This window comes from Mesorhizobium sp. M1334 (assembly GCF_040317995.1).
Classification (GTDB): domain Bacteria; phylum Pseudomonadota; class Alphaproteobacteria; order Rhizobiales; family Rhizobiaceae; genus Mesorhizobium.
The window spans coordinates 368,781-385,143 of the sequence record NZ_JAMYLM010000001.1 but is presented as its reverse complement, the minus strand read 5'-3'; the positions used below and the strand labels follow the sequence as shown (position 1 = coordinate 385,143).

The 16,363-nt window shown below is 63.3% G+C and carries 14 protein-coding genes and 1 tRNA gene; 5 read left to right on the top strand and 10 right to left on the bottom strand.

The features are described from left to right. Positions 1-9 precede the first annotated feature (9 nt). The 5 genes from NKH17_RS01895 to chvE form a co-directional block, all read right to left on the bottom strand. Positions 10-462: a hypothetical protein gene (locus NKH17_RS01895; RefSeq protein ID WP_352898497.1), complete on the bottom strand. Its 453-nt coding sequence runs from the start codon at positions 460-462 to the stop codon at positions 10-12. Between the two features lie 26 nt (positions 463-488). Next, entirely contained in the window at positions 489-1,481 is a 993-nt protein-coding gene (gene araD1, locus NKH17_RS01890) for an AraD1 family protein (protein WP_254816336.1), read from the bottom strand. 191 nt (positions 1,482-1,672) lie between these two features. Beyond that, positions 1,673-2,965 (bottom strand): multiple monosaccharide ABC transporter permease, encoded by a 1,293-nt coding sequence (mmsB, locus tag NKH17_RS01885; RefSeq protein WP_292659525.1) that lies wholly within the window; start codon positions 2,963-2,965, stop codon positions 1,673-1,675. Next, complete coding sequence (gene mmsA, locus NKH17_RS01880) at positions 2,962-4,494, bottom strand: multiple monosaccharide ABC transporter ATP-binding protein (protein ID WP_352898494.1); 1,533 nt, start codon at positions 4,492-4,494, stop codon at positions 2,962-2,964. Before mmsA ends, mmsB begins: the two co-directional genes overlap by 4 nt. Before the next feature lie 99 nt (positions 4,495-4,593). Continuing rightward, on the bottom strand, positions 4,594-5,658 hold the full coding sequence (chvE, locus tag NKH17_RS01875; protein WP_254816339.1) for a multiple monosaccharide ABC transporter substrate-binding protein: 1,065 nt from the start codon (positions 5,656-5,658) through the stop codon (positions 4,594-4,596). Between the two features lie 316 nt (positions 5,659-5,974). Between chvE and NKH17_RS01870 the strand changes: the two genes are divergently transcribed. Beyond that, complete coding sequence (locus NKH17_RS01870) at positions 5,975-6,964, top strand: LysR family transcriptional regulator (protein ID WP_352898492.1); 990 nt, start codon at positions 5,975-5,977, stop codon at positions 6,962-6,964. A gap of 287 nt (positions 6,965-7,251) precedes the next feature. Here NKH17_RS01870 and NKH17_RS01865 read toward each other — a convergent pair. Further along, positions 7,252-7,325, bottom strand: a tRNA-Gly gene (locus NKH17_RS01865). 132 nt (positions 7,326-7,457) lie between these two features. Between NKH17_RS01865 and NKH17_RS01860 the strand changes: the two genes are divergently transcribed. After that, positions 7,458-7,721 (top strand): DUF6460 domain-containing protein, encoded by a 264-nt coding sequence (locus NKH17_RS01860; protein ID WP_352475918.1) that lies wholly within the window; start codon positions 7,458-7,460, stop codon positions 7,719-7,721. A 3-nt stretch (positions 7,722-7,724) separates the two neighbouring features. On the opposite strand, the gene NKH17_RS01855 is transcribed toward NKH17_RS01860, so the two are convergent. Continuing rightward, on the bottom strand, positions 7,725-8,627 hold the full coding sequence (locus tag NKH17_RS01855) for a histone deacetylase family protein (protein WP_352898490.1): 903 nt from the start codon (positions 8,625-8,627) through the stop codon (positions 7,725-7,727). 50 nt (positions 8,628-8,677) lie between these two features. Between NKH17_RS01855 and NKH17_RS01850 the strand changes: the two genes are divergently transcribed. Beyond that, a complete protein-coding gene (locus NKH17_RS01850) occupies positions 8,678-10,102 on the top strand; it encodes an MATE family efflux transporter (RefSeq protein WP_352898614.1) in 1,425 nt (474 codons plus the stop codon). A gap of 3 nt (positions 10,103-10,105) precedes the next feature. Here NKH17_RS01850 and NKH17_RS01845 read toward each other — a convergent pair whose 3' ends face one another. Continuing rightward, entirely contained in the window at positions 10,106-11,182 is a 1,077-nt protein-coding gene (locus tag NKH17_RS01845; RefSeq protein ID WP_352898488.1) for a quinone-dependent dihydroorotate dehydrogenase, read from the bottom strand. Continuing rightward, on the bottom strand, positions 11,179-11,529 hold the full coding sequence (locus NKH17_RS01840; RefSeq protein WP_254816344.1) for a DUF952 domain-containing protein: 351 nt from the start codon (positions 11,527-11,529) through the stop codon (positions 11,179-11,181). The genes NKH17_RS01845 and NKH17_RS01840 overlap by 4 nt, the downstream gene beginning before the upstream one ends. A 126-nt stretch (positions 11,530-11,655) precedes the next feature. Here NKH17_RS01840 and NKH17_RS01835 point away from each other — a divergent pair, with 126 nt between their 5' ends. Both NKH17_RS01835 and NKH17_RS01830 read left to right on the top strand, forming a co-directional pair. After that, on the top strand, positions 11,656-12,087 hold the full coding sequence (locus NKH17_RS01835; protein ID WP_352898486.1) for a hypothetical protein: 432 nt from the start codon (positions 11,656-11,658) through the stop codon (positions 12,085-12,087). Positions 12,088-12,206: 119 nt separating this feature from the next. After that, positions 12,207-12,869, top strand: coding sequence for a response regulator (locus tag NKH17_RS01830; protein WP_473556440.1), 663 nt, complete (start codon positions 12,207-12,209; stop codon positions 12,867-12,869). 3 nt (positions 12,870-12,872) lie between these two features. Here the strand turns inward: NKH17_RS01830 and NKH17_RS01825 are convergent, their stop codons facing one another. Then, positions 12,873-16,361: a PAS domain-containing hybrid sensor histidine kinase/response regulator gene (locus tag NKH17_RS01825; protein ID WP_352898484.1), complete on the bottom strand. Its 3,489-nt coding sequence runs from the start codon at positions 16,359-16,361 to the stop codon at positions 12,873-12,875. Positions 16,362-16,363 lie beyond the last annotated feature (2 nt).

The window sequence follows — 16,363 nt, the reverse complement described above, 5'->3', positions numbered from 1 at the left end:
CGCAAGCCGTCAGCCGCGAAACAGATATTCTTTCGCGGCGCCAAGGCAGCCATGAAACTGACCGACAAAGAGCAGTTCTCGCACTGCCAATCGCTTCTTCCCCCAAAATCCTCTGGTTTGCTTCTCGTCGTCAAGTGAGGCGCTTGAGCTGGACTGCAAGGGGAACAACTGCTTGCCGAGACATCCCAGCACATGGGCTCTGGCGGAGTCGATACCGCAGGCTCTGCCATTGTCGTTCAGTCTGTCAGCGCGGAGTGCGGACGTCATGCGATCCGCGTTGCGCATCAGAAAGCTCACTTGCGATTTCGAATAGCCGGTGGCCAGAAGCCGGTTAGTCATCGACATCCGGGCTTCGCGATAGGATTTTGCGCTGCGTTGTCCGGCGCTGTAAGCCGACGGGGAGAAAAAGGCGAGGAACAGGACTAAACTTAGGGACACAGTGCCAATCCGCAGGCCGTTCATTTTCGTTCCTCAATTCTGTCACCAGTTTACAACGCCTTCACCGCCACCTTCACCGGCTGCTCGATTTCAAGCGGGTTGCGCAGCGGCAGGCCGAAATCCTGCGCCTCGATTTCAAATACGTCACCGGCCTCGGTCCTGATGCCGTCGGCGAAGGACAGCGTCGCCGTGCCGAACATGTGTACATGCACATCACCCGGCTGGCGGAAGGCCGAGTATTTGAAGTGGTGATGCTCGAGATTGCCAATGGTGTGCGACATGTTCGCCTCGCCCGACAGGAACGGCTTTTCCCAAAGCAGCTTGCCGTCGCGCAGGATGCGTGAAGCGCCGCGGATATCGGACGGCAGGTCGCCGATCAGGATCTCCGGGCCGAACGAAGCGTTGCGCAGCTTGGAATGGGCGAGGAAGAGATAGTTTACACGCTCGGTGACGTGGTCGGAAAACTCGTTCGACAGGGTGAAGCCGACGCGGAACGGGGCGCCGTCGTCGCCGATCACATAGATCCCGGCGATCTCCGGCTCCTCGCCGGCATCCTGGGCGAAGGCCGGCGACATAAGCGCCGCACCGGGCGCGACCGCCATGGTGCCGTTGCCCTTGTAGAACCATTCCGGCTGCACGCCGATCTGGCCCTTCGCCGGCTTGCCGCCCTCAAGCCCCATGCGGAACATCTTCATGGAATCGGTCAGCTGTTCCTCGCCGTCCGTGCTGAGCTTCTTGTGCATGGAATCGCGGGTCGCGGCGGAGCCGAGATGCGTCAGCCCGGTGCCGGTGAGATGGAGATGCGCCGGATCGGGATGGTTGATCGGCGACAGCAGTCGTCCCTTCTTGTAGGCTGCGTCCAGATCGATGGTTTCGCCGAAGCCCTTGCGCTCGATCAAGGCGACAAGCCCGCTGCCGGTGCGCGCGGCTTCCATCGCCAGCGAATAGACGCTGCGCGCGCCGTTGATGACGCGGGTCTTGCCGCCGTTGCGGGCAACGACGCGGATCGTCTCGGCGTCGTCGAGGATCTGTGAGATCAGCATGGTAACCCTCTCTGAATTGCGGGCTTGGCGTGCCTTTCTTGGCAAACCCTGCCCGGCGCGGCTCGGACCGTTGTCCGCGCCTCGATTGAAATTCTTCGTCCGGATTGCGCTCGCGGATCAGGTCCCTCGAGGGACTTCTTTGCGCCGCCCGGCAGCGCCGCGATGTGACCCGTATGCCTCCTGGTTGCCTCTCAAGCCTTGTTCTTGTTGTAGACGTCGAAGACGACGGCGCCGAGCAGCACCAGGCCTTTGACCACCTGCTGCCAGTCGACATTGACGCCCATGATCGACATGCCGTTGTTCATGACGCCCATGATGAAGCCGCCGACCACCGCGCCGATGACCTGGCCGACGCCGCCCATCGCCGAAGCGCCACCGATGAACACCGCGGCGATGACGTCGAGCTCGCTGCCGAGGCCGGCCGCCGGCACAGCCTGCCCCAGGCGCGCTGCGATAATCAGGCCGCCGAGTGCCGACAGCACGCCCATATTGATGAACACCATCAACGTCAGCCGTTCGGTCTTGATGCCCGATAGCTGGGCTGCCTTGGCATTGCCGCCCATCGCATAGATGCGGCGGCCGATCGTCATGCGTTTGGTAACGAAGACGAACAACGCGATCAGCACACCCATCACCATGAGAACGATGGGGAGGCCCCTATAGGTGGCGAATTGGTAAACGAGAAACAGCGCCAGCGCGCTGATCACCAGGGTCTTGACGACGAACAGCGAGAAGGGCTCGGCTTCGTAGCCATGCTTCTCGCGGGTGCGCCGTGCCCTGAGCCCGAAATAGGCATAGGCGAGCACGGCGACGAGGCCGATCACGATCGTCGTCAGGTGCAGCGTGAGGCCGCTGCCGACAATGGTTTTGCCGGCGGCGTTCACGGTTGGCGGTATCAGTGTCAATGGGCCGATCAGGTCCGGAATGAAGCCGGAACTGAGCGCCTTGAAGCCGACTGGAAGCGGCCCCACGGAAGACCCGCCACCGAGCAGCGCCTGGCAGATGCCGCGGAAGATCAGCATGCCCGCCAGCGTGACGATAAAGCTCGGTATTCGGTGATAGGCAATCCAGTAGCCTTGTGCCGCGCCGATCGCACCACCGACGATCAGGCAGATGATCGACACCACCAGCGGATTGCTCAATGGGCCAAGCGGCCAGATGACCATCATCATCGCCGCCAGTGCGCCGATGAAGCCGGCGACGGAGCCGACGCTGAGATCGATGTGACCCGAAACGATCACCAGAAGCATGCCCAGCGCCATCACGATGATGAAGCTGTTCTGCTGCACGAGATTGCTGAGGTTCACCGGCTTGAACAGCGTTCCGGACGTGGTGAACTGGAAGAACACCATGATTGCGATCAACGCCAGGACCAACCCGTATTCGCGCAGATTGGTGACCAGCGCCGAGACGGCAATGCGAGGTCCCTGTTGTAGATCCTGGGCAACGCCGGTCTGCGGCCCGGGAGCGCTTTCGGTGCTCATGATGCTTTTCCTTCTCCGCGGACGATGGCGCGCATTATCTTTTCCTGGCTGGCGTCGCTTGCCGCCATTTCGCCGACGATGCGTCCTTCGTTCATGACGTAGATGCGGTCGGTGATGCCGAGCAGTTCGGGCATTTCCGACGAGATGACGATGATTGCCTTACCCTCGGAGGCGAGACGCGCGATGATCGTATAGATTTCATATTTGGCGCCGACGTCGATACCACGTGTCGGCTCGTCGAGGATCAGCACTTCCGGATTGGCGAACAGCCATTTCGACAGCACCACCTTCTGCTGATTGCCGCCAGAAAGGTTGCCGGTCATCTGGTAGACGCTCGAGGCGCGGATGTTGGTCCTGCCGCGATAATCGTTGGCGACCGAAAGCTCGCGCAAATCGTCGATCACGCCGTGGCGCGACACGCCGGGCAGGTTGGCCAGCGTGATGTTGTGCTTGATGTGGTCGATCAGGTTGAGACCGTAGGTCTTGCGGTCCTCGGTAACGTAGGCGATGCCGTGTTCCACCGCCTTGCTCACCGAAGAGACGTCGATCGGCTTGCCGTTGAGGAACACCTCGCCGGTTATGCGGCGGCCGTAGGACCGGCCGAACAGGCTCATGGCAAACTCGGTCCGGCCGGCGCCCATGAGCCCGGCAATCCCGACCACTTCGCCCTTGCGGGCGTTGAGGTTGATGCCCTTGATGACCTGCCGCTCGGCATGGATGGGGTGGTAGACCGACCAGTTTTTCACTTCGAGAACGATCTCGCCGATGTTCGGCTCGCGCGGCGGATAGCGGTCGTCAAGCGAACGGCCGACCATCGAGGTGATGATGCGGTCCTCCGAGATGTCCTTCTTGGCCAGCGTCTCGATGGTCCGGCCGTCACGGATGATGGTGACTTTGTCGGCGACCCGGTTCACCTCGTTGAGCTTGTGCGAGATCAGGATAGAAGTGATGCCCTGCCGCTTGAATTCGAGCAGCAGATCGAGCAGCGCCTGGCTGTCCTTTTCGGACAGGCTCGCCGTCGGCTCGTCGAGAATGAGCAGCTTCACTTCCTTGCTGAGCGCCTTGGCGATCTCGACCAGCTGCTGCTTGCCGACGCCGATATTGGTGATCAGCGTGTTGGGGTCTTCCTTGAGGCCGACCTTCTTGAGCAGGGCGCTGGTGCGCGCCTCGTTGGCGTTCCAGTCGATGACGCCGTATCTGGCGTGCTCGTTGCCGAGAAAGATGTTTTCGGCGATCGACAGCATCGGCACCAGCGCAAGCTCCTGATGGATGATGACGATGCCCTTGCGCTCGCTGTCGTGGATACCTTTGAAATGGCACTCGTCGCCGCGATAGATGATCTGGCCGTCGTAAGTGCCGGACGGATACACGCCCGACAGCACCTTCATCAGCGTCGACTTACCGGCGCCGTTCTCGCCGACCACGGCATGGATCTCGCCTTCCTCGACCATGAGCTTGACGTTCGACAGCGCCTTGACGCCGGGAAACGTCTTGGTGATGTCGCGCATCTCCAAAATCGTCGATGCCATTGAGAATACCACTCCTGCGAGGTCCGCAAACAATACCGGGCTGGCTCGCCAACGAAAAGGGGCCCTGCCTGCGCAGGACCCCAGGCTTTATAACCGCGATTACTTCAGTTCTTCAGCCTTGATGTAGCCGGAGTCGACCACCAGCGCCTGGTAGTTCGACTTGTCGACGTCATGCGGCGTCAACAGGATCGAGGGAACGACCTTGACGTCGTTGTTGTAGGTCGTGGTGTCGAGGCCTTCCGGCTTGCCGCCAGAGAGCACCTTGTCGACGAGTTCGACCGTCGCCTTGGCGAGTTCGCGGGTGTCCTTGAACACGGTCGAATACTGTTCGCCGGCGATGATCGCCTTGACCGAAGCGGTCTCGGCGTCCTGTCCGGTGACGATCGGCCATGGCTGATCGGCGGTGCCGTAGCCTACGGCGCGCAGCGAAGCGATGATGCCGCGCGACAGGCCGTCATAGGGCGAAAGCACGCCATCGACGCGGCTGCCGTCCGAGTAGTTGGCGGAGAGCAGATTGTCCATGCGGGCCTGGGCGGTTGCCGCCAGCCAGCGCAGCGTGCCGACCTTGTCCATGCCCATCTGGCCGGACTTCACGACGAGGGTCTTGTCGTCGATCAGCGGCTGAAGAACCGACATGGCGCCGTTATAGAAGAAGAACGCGTTGTTGTCGTCCGGCGAACCGCCGAACAGCTCGATGTTGAACGGGCCCTTCTTCTCGGGATAACCGAGGCCCTTGAGCAGCGATTTGGCCTGGATGACGCCGACGCCGAAATTGTCGAAGGTGGTGTAGTAGTCGACATTTGGCGTCTTCTTGATCAGGCGGTCGTAAGCGACGACGACAACGCCGGCGTCATTGGCCTTCTGCAGCGCGTCGCCCATCGTGGTGCCGTCGATCGAAGCGATGATCAGCGCCTTCGGTCCCTTGGTGATTTCGTTTTCCAGCTGGCTGAGCTGGTTCGGAATGTCGTCCTGCGCGTATTGCAGGTCGACAGTGTAGCCCAAAGCCTCGAGCTGGGACTTGACGGCGTCGCCGTCGTTGATCCAGCGCTGCGAGGTCTTGGTGGGCATCAGCACGCCGATCAACCCTTCGCCAGCCTGCGCCGGCAGCGTCATGGCCGCGATGCCTAGGGCCGCGACGGCGGCCAGTGTCTTGATAATCTTCACATTAACTCTCCCTGGTTGATGGACGCGTACCCTTGGGTTTCGTGGGCCGCGCAATCGTGCAGGAGCGCCAAAGGCGCCGCTGCCGTCATCGATCTCCGGTATCCTCCCAATCGGCCCCGAAACTCTGGGTTCAATCGATACGAGTTTTCTCTCGTCACCGATCGTCAAGTCTCAGGACGCGCGAAGGGTGTGTCGCTTTGCCATAACTGTCAAATGCGATCTTTGATGGTTGCTATATCGAGACTGATATGGCTTAGGCTAGTGACGACGCTGCCGGATTTTGCCGGGGCGGCGGGCGTGCGAGTAGGGAGAAATCATGGCGGCGCTGCGAAATCCTGGCGGAATATCAGCCGGTTACGATGAAATCCCGGGTGCTGGCGGAACCTTGCTGCGCAGCGGCTTGAGCCTGCGTCACATGCGCATGATCGCAGCCCTCGACGAGCACGGCAGGGTGAGTGCCGCGGCCCAGGTCATGAACATCTCGCAGCCGGCGGCCTCGCGCATGATCGCCGAGATGGAGGCCGTGCTCGATGTCAAGCTCTGCGAAAGGCTGCCGCGCGGCATCACGCTGACGCCCTATGGCAAGGCGTTGGCACGGCGCGCGCGATCGATCCTGCTCGAGATGCGCGAGGTCGACCGTGAGATTTTCGAGCTCAAGGCGGGCAAGGGCGGCTCGGTGTTCCTGGGGGCGGTAACAGCACCGGCGATCGAGCTGGCGGTACCGGCGATCCGCGAGATCCGGCGCCTCTATCCGCGCATCGAAATCACCATGCAGGTCGAGACCTCGAACGTGTTGGCGCGCGAGCTGATCGCCTCGCGCCACGATTTCATCATCGCCCGCATCCCCGACGACCTCAATCCGCGGCTGTTCGAAGCCCGCGTCATCGGCGTCGAGAAGGCCTGCCTGATCGTGCGCCGCGGCCACCCGCTGACCAAGGGCAAGGTGGTGCGGCTGGAAGACACCGCCGCCTATGACTGGGTTTTCCAGTCGGGCGGCTCGCCGCTGCGCCAGGCGATGGAGAGTAACTTTCTGAACCGAAACATCGCGCTGCCGGACCGCATCCTCAATACCAGCTCGCTGCTATTGACTCTGGTCATGGTCGCGCAATCCGACGCCATCGCACCGGTTTCGATCCAGGTCGCGAAGTTCATCCAGAACCCGGAAGGCCTGGCCGGCGCCATCGATGTTGTCCAGACCGAGTTCGACATCGAGGTCAGACCCTACAGCCTGATCACGGTGAAGAACCGCGCGCTGTCGCCGGCAGCCAAGATGCTGCACGATTTCATTTTGCGAGAGGTGGGCTGAGGCTTGGAGCGAGTAGCGAGGCGCATTCCGTGGCCCCGAGCGGCGCCGGTGCACGTTGGCAATACCGAAGATGCTCAAAAAAGCCCGCCAGCAGAAGCCAGCGGGCAAAGGGTAGACATTCCGGTTGGGGTCATTCGAGGCCCCGCCGACCCTCAATGTGAAATATTCCAGGAACCGGTACATCGGCCAAACAGATGAAAGGCGGCCAGCCGGGTTGCAAAAAACTGGCTGTAAGTCCGCTGGTTTTCAGCTTGGCCAAACCAAGTGCAATGCACTGGGGCAAAAGCTGGAGCGGGTAGCGGGAATCGAACCCGCGCGTTCAGCTTGGGAAGCTGACAAGCTACCATTACATCATACCCGCGCTGGTTCCTCCGATATCATGGCCCGGCGCCGATGCGCAATCCGGTTTGAGGGCTCGGCTTGATGCAGGGCTGTCAACTGCGTATTTCTGGGCATGTGCCCGAATCGCGGCACCCGACTGTGGAGACAGGCCTTGTCCGCACTGAACCGCTTTCTCGGCGATACGCCGCTCCGGGTGATCCTGAAGCTGCTTGTGGTGTCGTTCCTCGTCGGCCTGGTCATGAATGCCTTCGGCTGGTCGCCGATGGACGTGCTTTACGGCATCCGCAAATTCTTCATCGACCTGTGGAATTTGGGCTTCCACGCCATCGACCGTTTCCTCGGCTACATCCTGCTCGGTGCTGCGATCGTCGTGCCGGCCTTTATCCTGCTCAGGATCGCCAATTTCAGGAAGTGAATTTCAGGCGTATTCCGCAGCCACCTCGAACAGGATGGCGTGGCGTGCGGCGAGTGCTGCGACATCCGCCGAATAGCCGCCGCCGATGACCCCGCACACCGGGATATCGAGCGTGCGGAAATGGCGGATCACCATATCGTCACGGGCGCGCAGCCCGTCATCCGTGAGCGACAACCTGCCGAGCCGGTCCTCGACATGGACATCGACGCCGGCATTGTAGAAGACGAGATCCCAGCGCCTTCGCGCCGACAGCTCCGGCAGGATGGCGTTCAGCCGCTCCAGATAGGCTGCATCGCCGGCGCCGTCGGGCAGGGCGATGTCCAGATCGGAGGCGATCTTGCGCGCGGGGTAGTTGCGGTCGCCATGCATGGAGAAGGTGAACACGCGCGGCTCGTCGCCCAGGATGTCGGCCGTGCCGTCGCCCTGATGCACGTCGAGGTCGACGACCAGGATGTTTTGGGCAGCAGCTTCGGCAAGCAGCACCAGCGCGGCAACGGCTACGTCATTGAAGGTGCAGAAGCCGGCGCCTTGCGCGCGCCGCGCATGATGGCTGCCGCCGGCGGTGTTGCAGGCGATGCCGGTCAGCAAGGCCAGCCGCGCCGCCAGCACCGTGCCGGCCGTTGCGAGCTGCGCCCTCAGCGAAACCCGCTGTCCAATGGGGAAACCGATCTCGCGCTCGATCCTCACCGGCACTTCGCAGGCAAGCACCTGGTCGACATAGTCTGCCGCGTGGGCAAGCTTCAGCCATGATGGCCGCGCCGCCTCCGGCATGTTGAGCGCTTCGGGCTGCGCCAGGCCGCGCGCCCGCAAGGCATCCATCAGCAGCGGATATTTGCTCATCGGGAAGCGGTGGTTGACGGCGAAGCCGGCGTCGTAGTCGGGATGATGAACGATCTGCAAGGGCATGGGACGGGCGGTGCGCCAGAGGCGGGTTTCGGTTGACCATAGCGGGGTGGATGGTTGCGCGAGGTCCGCAAATTGGGGCACATCGGCCAGCCGATCAAGCCGCAACAGGAAGCAACACGCGTTTGGAGCAGGCTTTACCCACCGAAGCCCACGCCACCGAAGCCAGGGCCTTCGTCGTCACCAACCGCTCGGTGCTCGCCATCGCCGTGCCGATGACGCTCGCCTATCTGACGACGCCGTTGCTCGGAATCGTCGACACGGCGGTGGTTGGGCAGTTCGGCGACGCCGCCCTTCTCGGCGGCCTGGCGGCCGGCGCCCTGATCTTCGACGTCGTTTTCACCACCTTCAACTTCCTGCGCTCCGGCACCACCGGCCTCGTCGCCCAGGCCTTCGGGCGCGGCGATGCGCTGGAGGAGCAGGCGGTGTTCTGGCGCGCCGTGCTGATCGCGGTCGTCGCCGGCGTCGTGCTTGCCGCGCTTGCGCCGCTGGTTTCCGCCGCCGGGCAATGGTTCATCGGCGCCGAACCGCGCGTCAGCGCGGCGATGGACGTCTATATCCGCATCAGGATGCTCGCAGCACCGTTCTCGCTGATCAATTACGCCATCCTTGGCTACGTACTTGGGCGCGGCGAGGGCGGGCTTGGGCTGATGCTGCAATTGATATTGAACGGCATCAACATCGCCCTCTGCTTCCTGCTTGGCCTGGAGCTCGGCTGGGGCGTTGCCGGCGTTGCCTGGGCAACGGTCACCGGCGAATTCGTCGCCATGCTGCTTGGTCTCGCCATTGTCGGCCGACGCTTTTGGGCAGCGCCCACGCTGCCGCGCCACCGCGTCCTCGACTTGCCGGCATTCCTGCGCATGATGTCGCTCAATCGCGATATCATGATCCGCTCCTTTTCGCTGCTCGCCGCCTTTGCGATGTTCACGCGCCAAGGCGCGCAGTTCGGCACGCTGACGCTGGCCGCCAACGCCGTGCTGATGAACCTCTTCCTGGTTGCCGGCTATTTCCTCGATGGTTTCGCCACTGCCGCCGAGCAGCTCGCCGGCCGCGCCATTGGAGCGCGCGCCGCCACCGCCTTTAACCAGGCGGTGCGGCTGACGCTGCTTTGGGGGCTCGGTCTGGCGGGCGCGGCGACGGTCTTCTTCCTGCTGGAGGGCACCGATCTCGTCGCCCTGATCACGACCTCGACAGACGTCCGCGCCATTGCCGACATCTACTTGCCATGGGCGGCGTTCACCGCGCTCAGCGGCGTGCTGGCTTTCGAGATGGACGGTGTCTTCATCGGCGCAACGTGGTCGCGCGACATGCGCAACATGATGCTGGTGTCGTTCCTGTCGTTCAGCGCCGCCCTGCTGATTCTGGTGCCGGCCTTGGGCAATCACGGCTTGTGGGCGGCGTTGCACGTCTTCCTGCTGGTACGCGGCTTCAGCCTGCTCGCCATATTGCGGCTGCGGGTGCGCACCGCCTTTGGCTGATCGCTAAAGCGGTTTCGCCGCCCATTGATCGAGGCGGCTGTCGCGAAGCTCGCGCAGCGACTTCAGCCCTTGACTGTCCATGAAACGGGCCATGCCGGAAAGAATGCGCCCCGGCAGCCTGGGCCCAGCATAGATCATGCCGGTATAGAGCTGCACGAGATCGGCGCCGGCGCGGATCTTTTCCAGGGCCGTCTCGGCGGAATCAACGCCGCCGACGCCGATGATAGTGGGATCCGGGCCAAGCAGTTTTCGCATCCTTGCCAGCACGATGGTCGAGCGCTCGAACAAGGGTTTCCCCGAAAGCCCGCCAGCCTCGCCGGCAAGGCCGGCGCTGCGCAGGCCGGATCGCGCGATCGTGGTGTTGGAGACGATGAGGCCGTCAATCTGCTTGTCGGTGAGCTCGGCGGCGATGTCCTCCAACTCGGCCTCGACCAGGTCCGGCGCGATCTTGAGGAAGACGGGTGGTTTCGCGGATGCTGCCGCACGCGCGGCCATGACACGCGACAGAAGTTCGCCAAGTTGTTCGCGTGCCTGCATGTTGCGCAGGCCCGGCGTGTTCGGCGAGGAGATGTTGATTGCCAGATAACTGGCATATCGCGCAAACCGGACCACGCCGCGTTCATAGTCACCGACGCGGTCGGTGCTGTCCTTGTTGGCGCCGATGTTGACGCCGACGATGCCGGCACGGCCCATGCGGGCGGCAAGGCGCTTTTCCGCGGCGTCGTGGCCCTCATTGTTGAAGCCCAGCCGGTTGATCACCGCCCCGTCCGAAGGCAGCCGGAAAATGCGCGGCTTCGGATTGCCGCCCTGCGGCAGCGGTGTGATCGTGCCGACCTCGGCGAAGCCGAAGCCGAGGCCGAGCAGCGCGTCCGGCACTTCGGCATTCTTGTCGTAACCCGCGGCCATGCCGAGCGGGTTCGGGAAATCGAGCCCGCAACGGCTGACCTTTAACCTGTTGTCCTGCGGCGGGCGACCGGCGACCGGCAGCCCGCATCGCAGCGCGGCGATCGACAGCCCATGCGCGGTTTCCGGATCGAGCGTGAACAGCAGTTTCTGGCCGATCCGGCCGAGCGCGCTCATTCGGCCTCCAGCGCCGGGAATTCATGCTGCCCGTCGGCGCCGAGCGGCAATGCCTGCACCGAAACGACCGCATCGAGGCCGAGCGCGTCGTAAAGATGCGGGAACAAGGCGCCGCCGCGCGAGACTTCATATTTCAGCGCATCGCCAAGGCGCGCGCCGTCGACGGCGACCAGCAGCAACCCGCCCTGGCCGGCGAAATGTTTGGCCGCCGTTTCCCGAACCTGCCCGGCGGCGGAAAAATGAATGAAACCGTCGGCGACGTCGATCGGCGCGCCGGTGAAGCGGCCTTCCCTTTCGGCCTCGCGCCAAAGCGCCTCGGGAACTATCTTGTAGATGATCTCGGACATGGTTGCGCTATAGTCCGAACCGACCACGCGGGGAAGGGCAGGCCCGTGTTCTTCCCCATTTCAGGTTCGTCCCCATTTCAGGCGCGAACTGTGATAGATTGCGCTGGATGGCTCATGGAGGAAAACATGCGTCTGAAACACGTCTTGATCCCCGCAGCACTGGTCTCGCTTATAGCGGCGTCGGCCTTTTCCGAGGAAGCCGATCGCTACCGGTTGGAAAAATCGGCCAATGGCTATGTCCGCATGGATACGCAAACCGGCGCCATGTCGCTCTGCGAGGAGCGCTCCGGTCAGCTTGTCTGCAAGACGGCGGCCGACGAACGTGCCGCCTTCCAGGATGAGGTCGACCGCCTGCAAAATTCGGTGAAGGCGCTCGACGAACGCGTCGCCAAGCTCGAAAATTCGCTTGCCGCGCGTTTCGAATCGACTTTGCCCAGCGAGGAGGATTTCAACAAGACGATGGGCTACATGGAGCGCTTCCTGCGTAGCTTTATGGACATCGTCAAGGACATGGACAAGGACGAAGACGGCGCCAAGCCCAATTCGCAAAAGACCTAGGCAATTCGCAGCAAGACCTGGGGCGGGAACAGCAAGCCGGCCACGCCGAACAGCAGGCATGGCGTTATGATCGTTCAGATCCTGCAAGGCGGAAAATCGCCAACGGGATTGGGGGAGGGATATCACCGTTGGGCTACACATTCGTCATTGCCGACGATCATCCGCTTTTTCGCGGGGCATTGAGGGAGGCACTCGCGGGCATCGGAGACGTTGCCGCCATTCACGAAGCCGGCGATTTCGAAAGCGCCAAGGCGCTGGTCCTGGCCAATGAGGATGTCGATCTGGTGCTGCTCGATCTCTCGATGCCGGGGGCAAGCGGTCTTTCCGGCCTGATTTCGTTGCGCGGCATCCATCCGGCGGTGCCAATGATGGTGGTCTCGGCGCATGACGATCCGGTGACGATCCGGCGCGCGCTCGATCTCGGCGCCTCCGGCTTCATCTCCAAATCGGCCAGCATGGAGGAGATCCGCAATGCGGTGCAGTCGGTGCTCGCAGGCGATATCGCGGCGCCCGCCGGGGTCGATCTCGGCGTCGAGCGCGATCCCGAGATTTCCGACCTGATCAAGCGGCTGCAGGCGCTGACGCCCCAGCAGACGCGCGTGCTCGGCATGCTGGCAGAGGGACTGCTCAACAAGCAGATCGCCTATGAGCTCGGGGTCTCCGAAGCGACGATCAAGGCGCATGTCTCGGCTATCCTGCAGAAGCTCGGCGTCGACAGCCGCACCCAGGCGGTCATCCTTTTGTCCAAAATCGGCAGCGACCCGCTGCAGACGGCCGGCTGATCCCTATTCGGCCGCCGGCGCCAGCGGCCTGACCCTGGCCATCATCGAGCGCAGCATCGCCGGTTTCAGCGGTTTGCTGATCACCGGCACGTCGAGCCTGCCGGCGGCGGCGCGAACCTCGCTGGACCGGTCGGCGGTGACCAGCACGGCCGGCAGGTCCTCGCCATGGATCGCACGCAGCTGGGCGATCAATTCGAGGCCGGTCCTGTTGTCGAGATGATAGTCGGCAAGCACGATGTCCGGCCGATGCATGCCGGACCTGTCGAGCTCCTCCGCGCCGGAAAGCGTGTCGACGCTGCAGCCCCAGCCCTCGAGCAGGAGCCGCATGCCGTCGAGGATGCGGGCGTCGTTGTCGATGCAGAGCACATTGAGCCCGGCAAGCGAGGCCGCGGCACGGGCAGGCGGCTTCGCCTCCGCCTCGCGCCGCGGCGCCTGCACGGCCGCCACAGGCAGCAGCACGGAAAAGCGTGTGCCCTTGCCGGGGTTGGAGAAGATCCGGATTTCGAGGCGTAGGACGCGGGCGATGCGGTCGACAATGGAGAGCCCAAGGCCAAGGCCTTCCGCCTCGCGTGCGCCTTCGTCCAGCCGGGTGAATTCGCGAAACACGGTGTTCAGCTTGTCGCCGGCAATGCCGATGCCGGTGTCGATCACCTGGATCTCGGCCAGTTCGCCGCGCCGCCGCACGCCGACCAGGATACGGCCACGGCGCGTATACTTGATGGCGTTGGAGACCAGGTTCTGGATCAGGCGGCGCAGCAGATTGCGGTCCGTCATCACGCTGAGCGACGACGGCATGATCGAGAGCTCGAGCTTCTTTTCGGCGGCAAGCGGCCGGAAGTCGTTGCCGATCTGGCGCAGCAGCCCGTCGAGGCCGAAGGTCGTATCGTCCGGCTTCATCGCGCCGGTATCGAGGCGCGAAATGTCGAGCACCGCGCCGAGGATGGTCTCAACCGATTCCAGCGACGATTCGATGTTCATCGCCGCCTTGCCGGCAGGCCCCTTGCCGGTCTTCTCGATCAGCGACGAGCAATAGAGGCGGGCGGCGTTCAATGGCTGCAAGATGTCGTGGCCGGCGGCAGCGAGGAAGCGGGTCTTGCCGAGATTGGCCTCCTCGGCCAGCATCTGCGCCTGCGCCAGCTCCTCGTTGACGCGGGTGAGCTCGGCGGTGCGGCTCTTCACCCGCTGTTCCAGGGATTCGTTGGCGCGCTTAAGCGCCAGATCCTGCTCGACGCGTCCGGAAATGTCGGCGTAGGTGGCGACGATGCCGCCGTCCGGCATCGGGTTGGAGCGCAATTCGAGAATGCGCCCGCTGGTCTTCAGCTCCATCTGCCAGGGGCTGACGAAGCTGGTCAGGCGGTTCAGCATGGTAACGCGTTGATCTGCCGGTATATCGCCGCGCTCGGCAAGGTGGCGCAGGATACGATCGAGTGAGACGCCGACCTGGCCCATCTCGTCGGGCAGGTCGAACAGCGCCCGGTACTGGCGGTTCCAGCAGATCAACCGGAAATCCCGGTCGAACACAGTGATGCCCTGTTCCATCTGGTCGAGCGCGATCTGCAGCAGGTCGCGATTGTGTTGCAGCGCCTCGGTGGCGTCGTCGAGCAGGCGGAAGGCGTCCTTGGATTCGCGGTCGTTGCGGCGCAGCAGCAGCGACAGGATCAGCCGCGCCGAAGAGGAGCCGACGGCACTGGCCAGAAGCTGCTCGGAGAAACGGATGACATCCATGCTGGCCTGCTCGTTGCCGTGCAGTGAAGTGCCGCTGCTCTTTTCGAATGACTGGAATGACCGCTCGGTGCGTTCGACACCGAGATAGCGCGCAATCGTGTCCTTGAGGTCGTTGACGGTGATGGTGGTGCGGAAGCGGCGCAGGCTCGGCAGCGGCCCCGCCTCGCGCGGCACGAAGATCGACGCCTGGATGCGCTCCAGCGGCACCGACGCCCGCGACAGCGAGCCGAACACAAAAAACAGCGTGTTGATAGACAGGCTCCACAGCACGCCATGGTTCAGCGGTTCGGCGACGGTGCCGAACAGGGCTTGCGGCCGCAACGCATCTAAGCCGAACAGGCCGTGGACGAGGATGCCGGTATCGGGCGCGACGAGCGAGGGAAGCAGCAGCGTATAACTCCAGACGACGATGCCGGCGACCATGCCAAGCGCGGCACCCCGGCCGTTGGCACCGCGCCAGACCAGACCGCCGATCAAGGCCGGCGCGAACTGCGCGATCGCGGCGAACGACATCAGGCCGATCGAGGACAGTCGCGCGTTGTTGGTGCTCTCGCGGTAGTAGAGGAAGGCGATAAACAGCATGATGAAGATCGCCGCCCGCCGCACATTCAAGATGAGCGTCGACCAGTCCTCGTTCTCGGAGGTCGTTGTCCGCAGCAATCGCCTCACGAACAGAGGAATGACCAGATCGTTGGAGATCATGATCGACAGCGCGACGCTTTCGACGATCACCATTGCGGTCGCCGCCGACAGGCCGCCGATGAAGGCGGCCATGGCCAGCACGTCGTGGCCGCTGAACAGCGGCAGCGACAGCACATAGAGATCGCTGCTGGTTCTCGTGCCGACCAGTTCCAGGCCGGCCAGCGCGATCGGCAGCACGAACAGGTTGATCGCCACCAGATAGAGCGGAAACACCCATGTCGCGGTGCGCAGCTCGGCCTCGCTGCGGTTTTCGACGATGGTGACGTAGAACTGGCGCGGCAACATGAGGATGGCAAAGCCGCTCAGGCATGTCAGCACCAGCCAGGTAGCGAGCGAGGTGTTGTAGCCCATCGCCTGGCGCACCTGCGTGTTTTCGGCGAGCCGGTCGAACATGTCGCCTGGCCCGCCGAAGATCAGGAACGTGACCATCAGGCCGATCGCCAGAAAGGCGGCGAGCTTGACCACCGTTTCGACTGCCACAGCCAGCACCAGCCCGTCCTGGTGCTCGGTGGCGTCGGCATGGCGCGTGCCGAACAGCACCGCGAACAGCGCCAGCAGCATGGCCACGACCAGCGAGATGTCGCTGACGAACGGATCGAAGGAGGGCGGCGCGCCGGTATAGTGCTCGACCATCAGGCTGACCGAGCCGGAGATTGCCTTCAATTGCAGCGCCATATAGGGCACCGCGCCGATGGTCGCGATCAGTGTGGCGATCGCCGCGACGGCAAAACTCTTGCCGTAGCGGGCGCCGAGAAAGTCGGCGATCGAGGTGATCTTCTCGGTCTTGGCCAGCCTGACAATGCGCTGCAGCAGCGGAAAGCCGAACACAAACACCAGCACCGGTCCGATATAGATGCCGAGGAACTCGAGGCCGCGCTCGGAGGACAGCCCGACCGAGCCGAAGAAGGTCCAGGAGGTGCAGTAGATGGCAAGGCTGAGCGCATAGATGAAGGGCCGGGCGCGGCCGGGGCCGGATGAAGTCGAGCGCCGGTCGCCCAGGCTGGCGATGGCAAACAGCAACGTCACATAGGCAATCGCGATGATGACGATGAACCAGCCCTGCACGC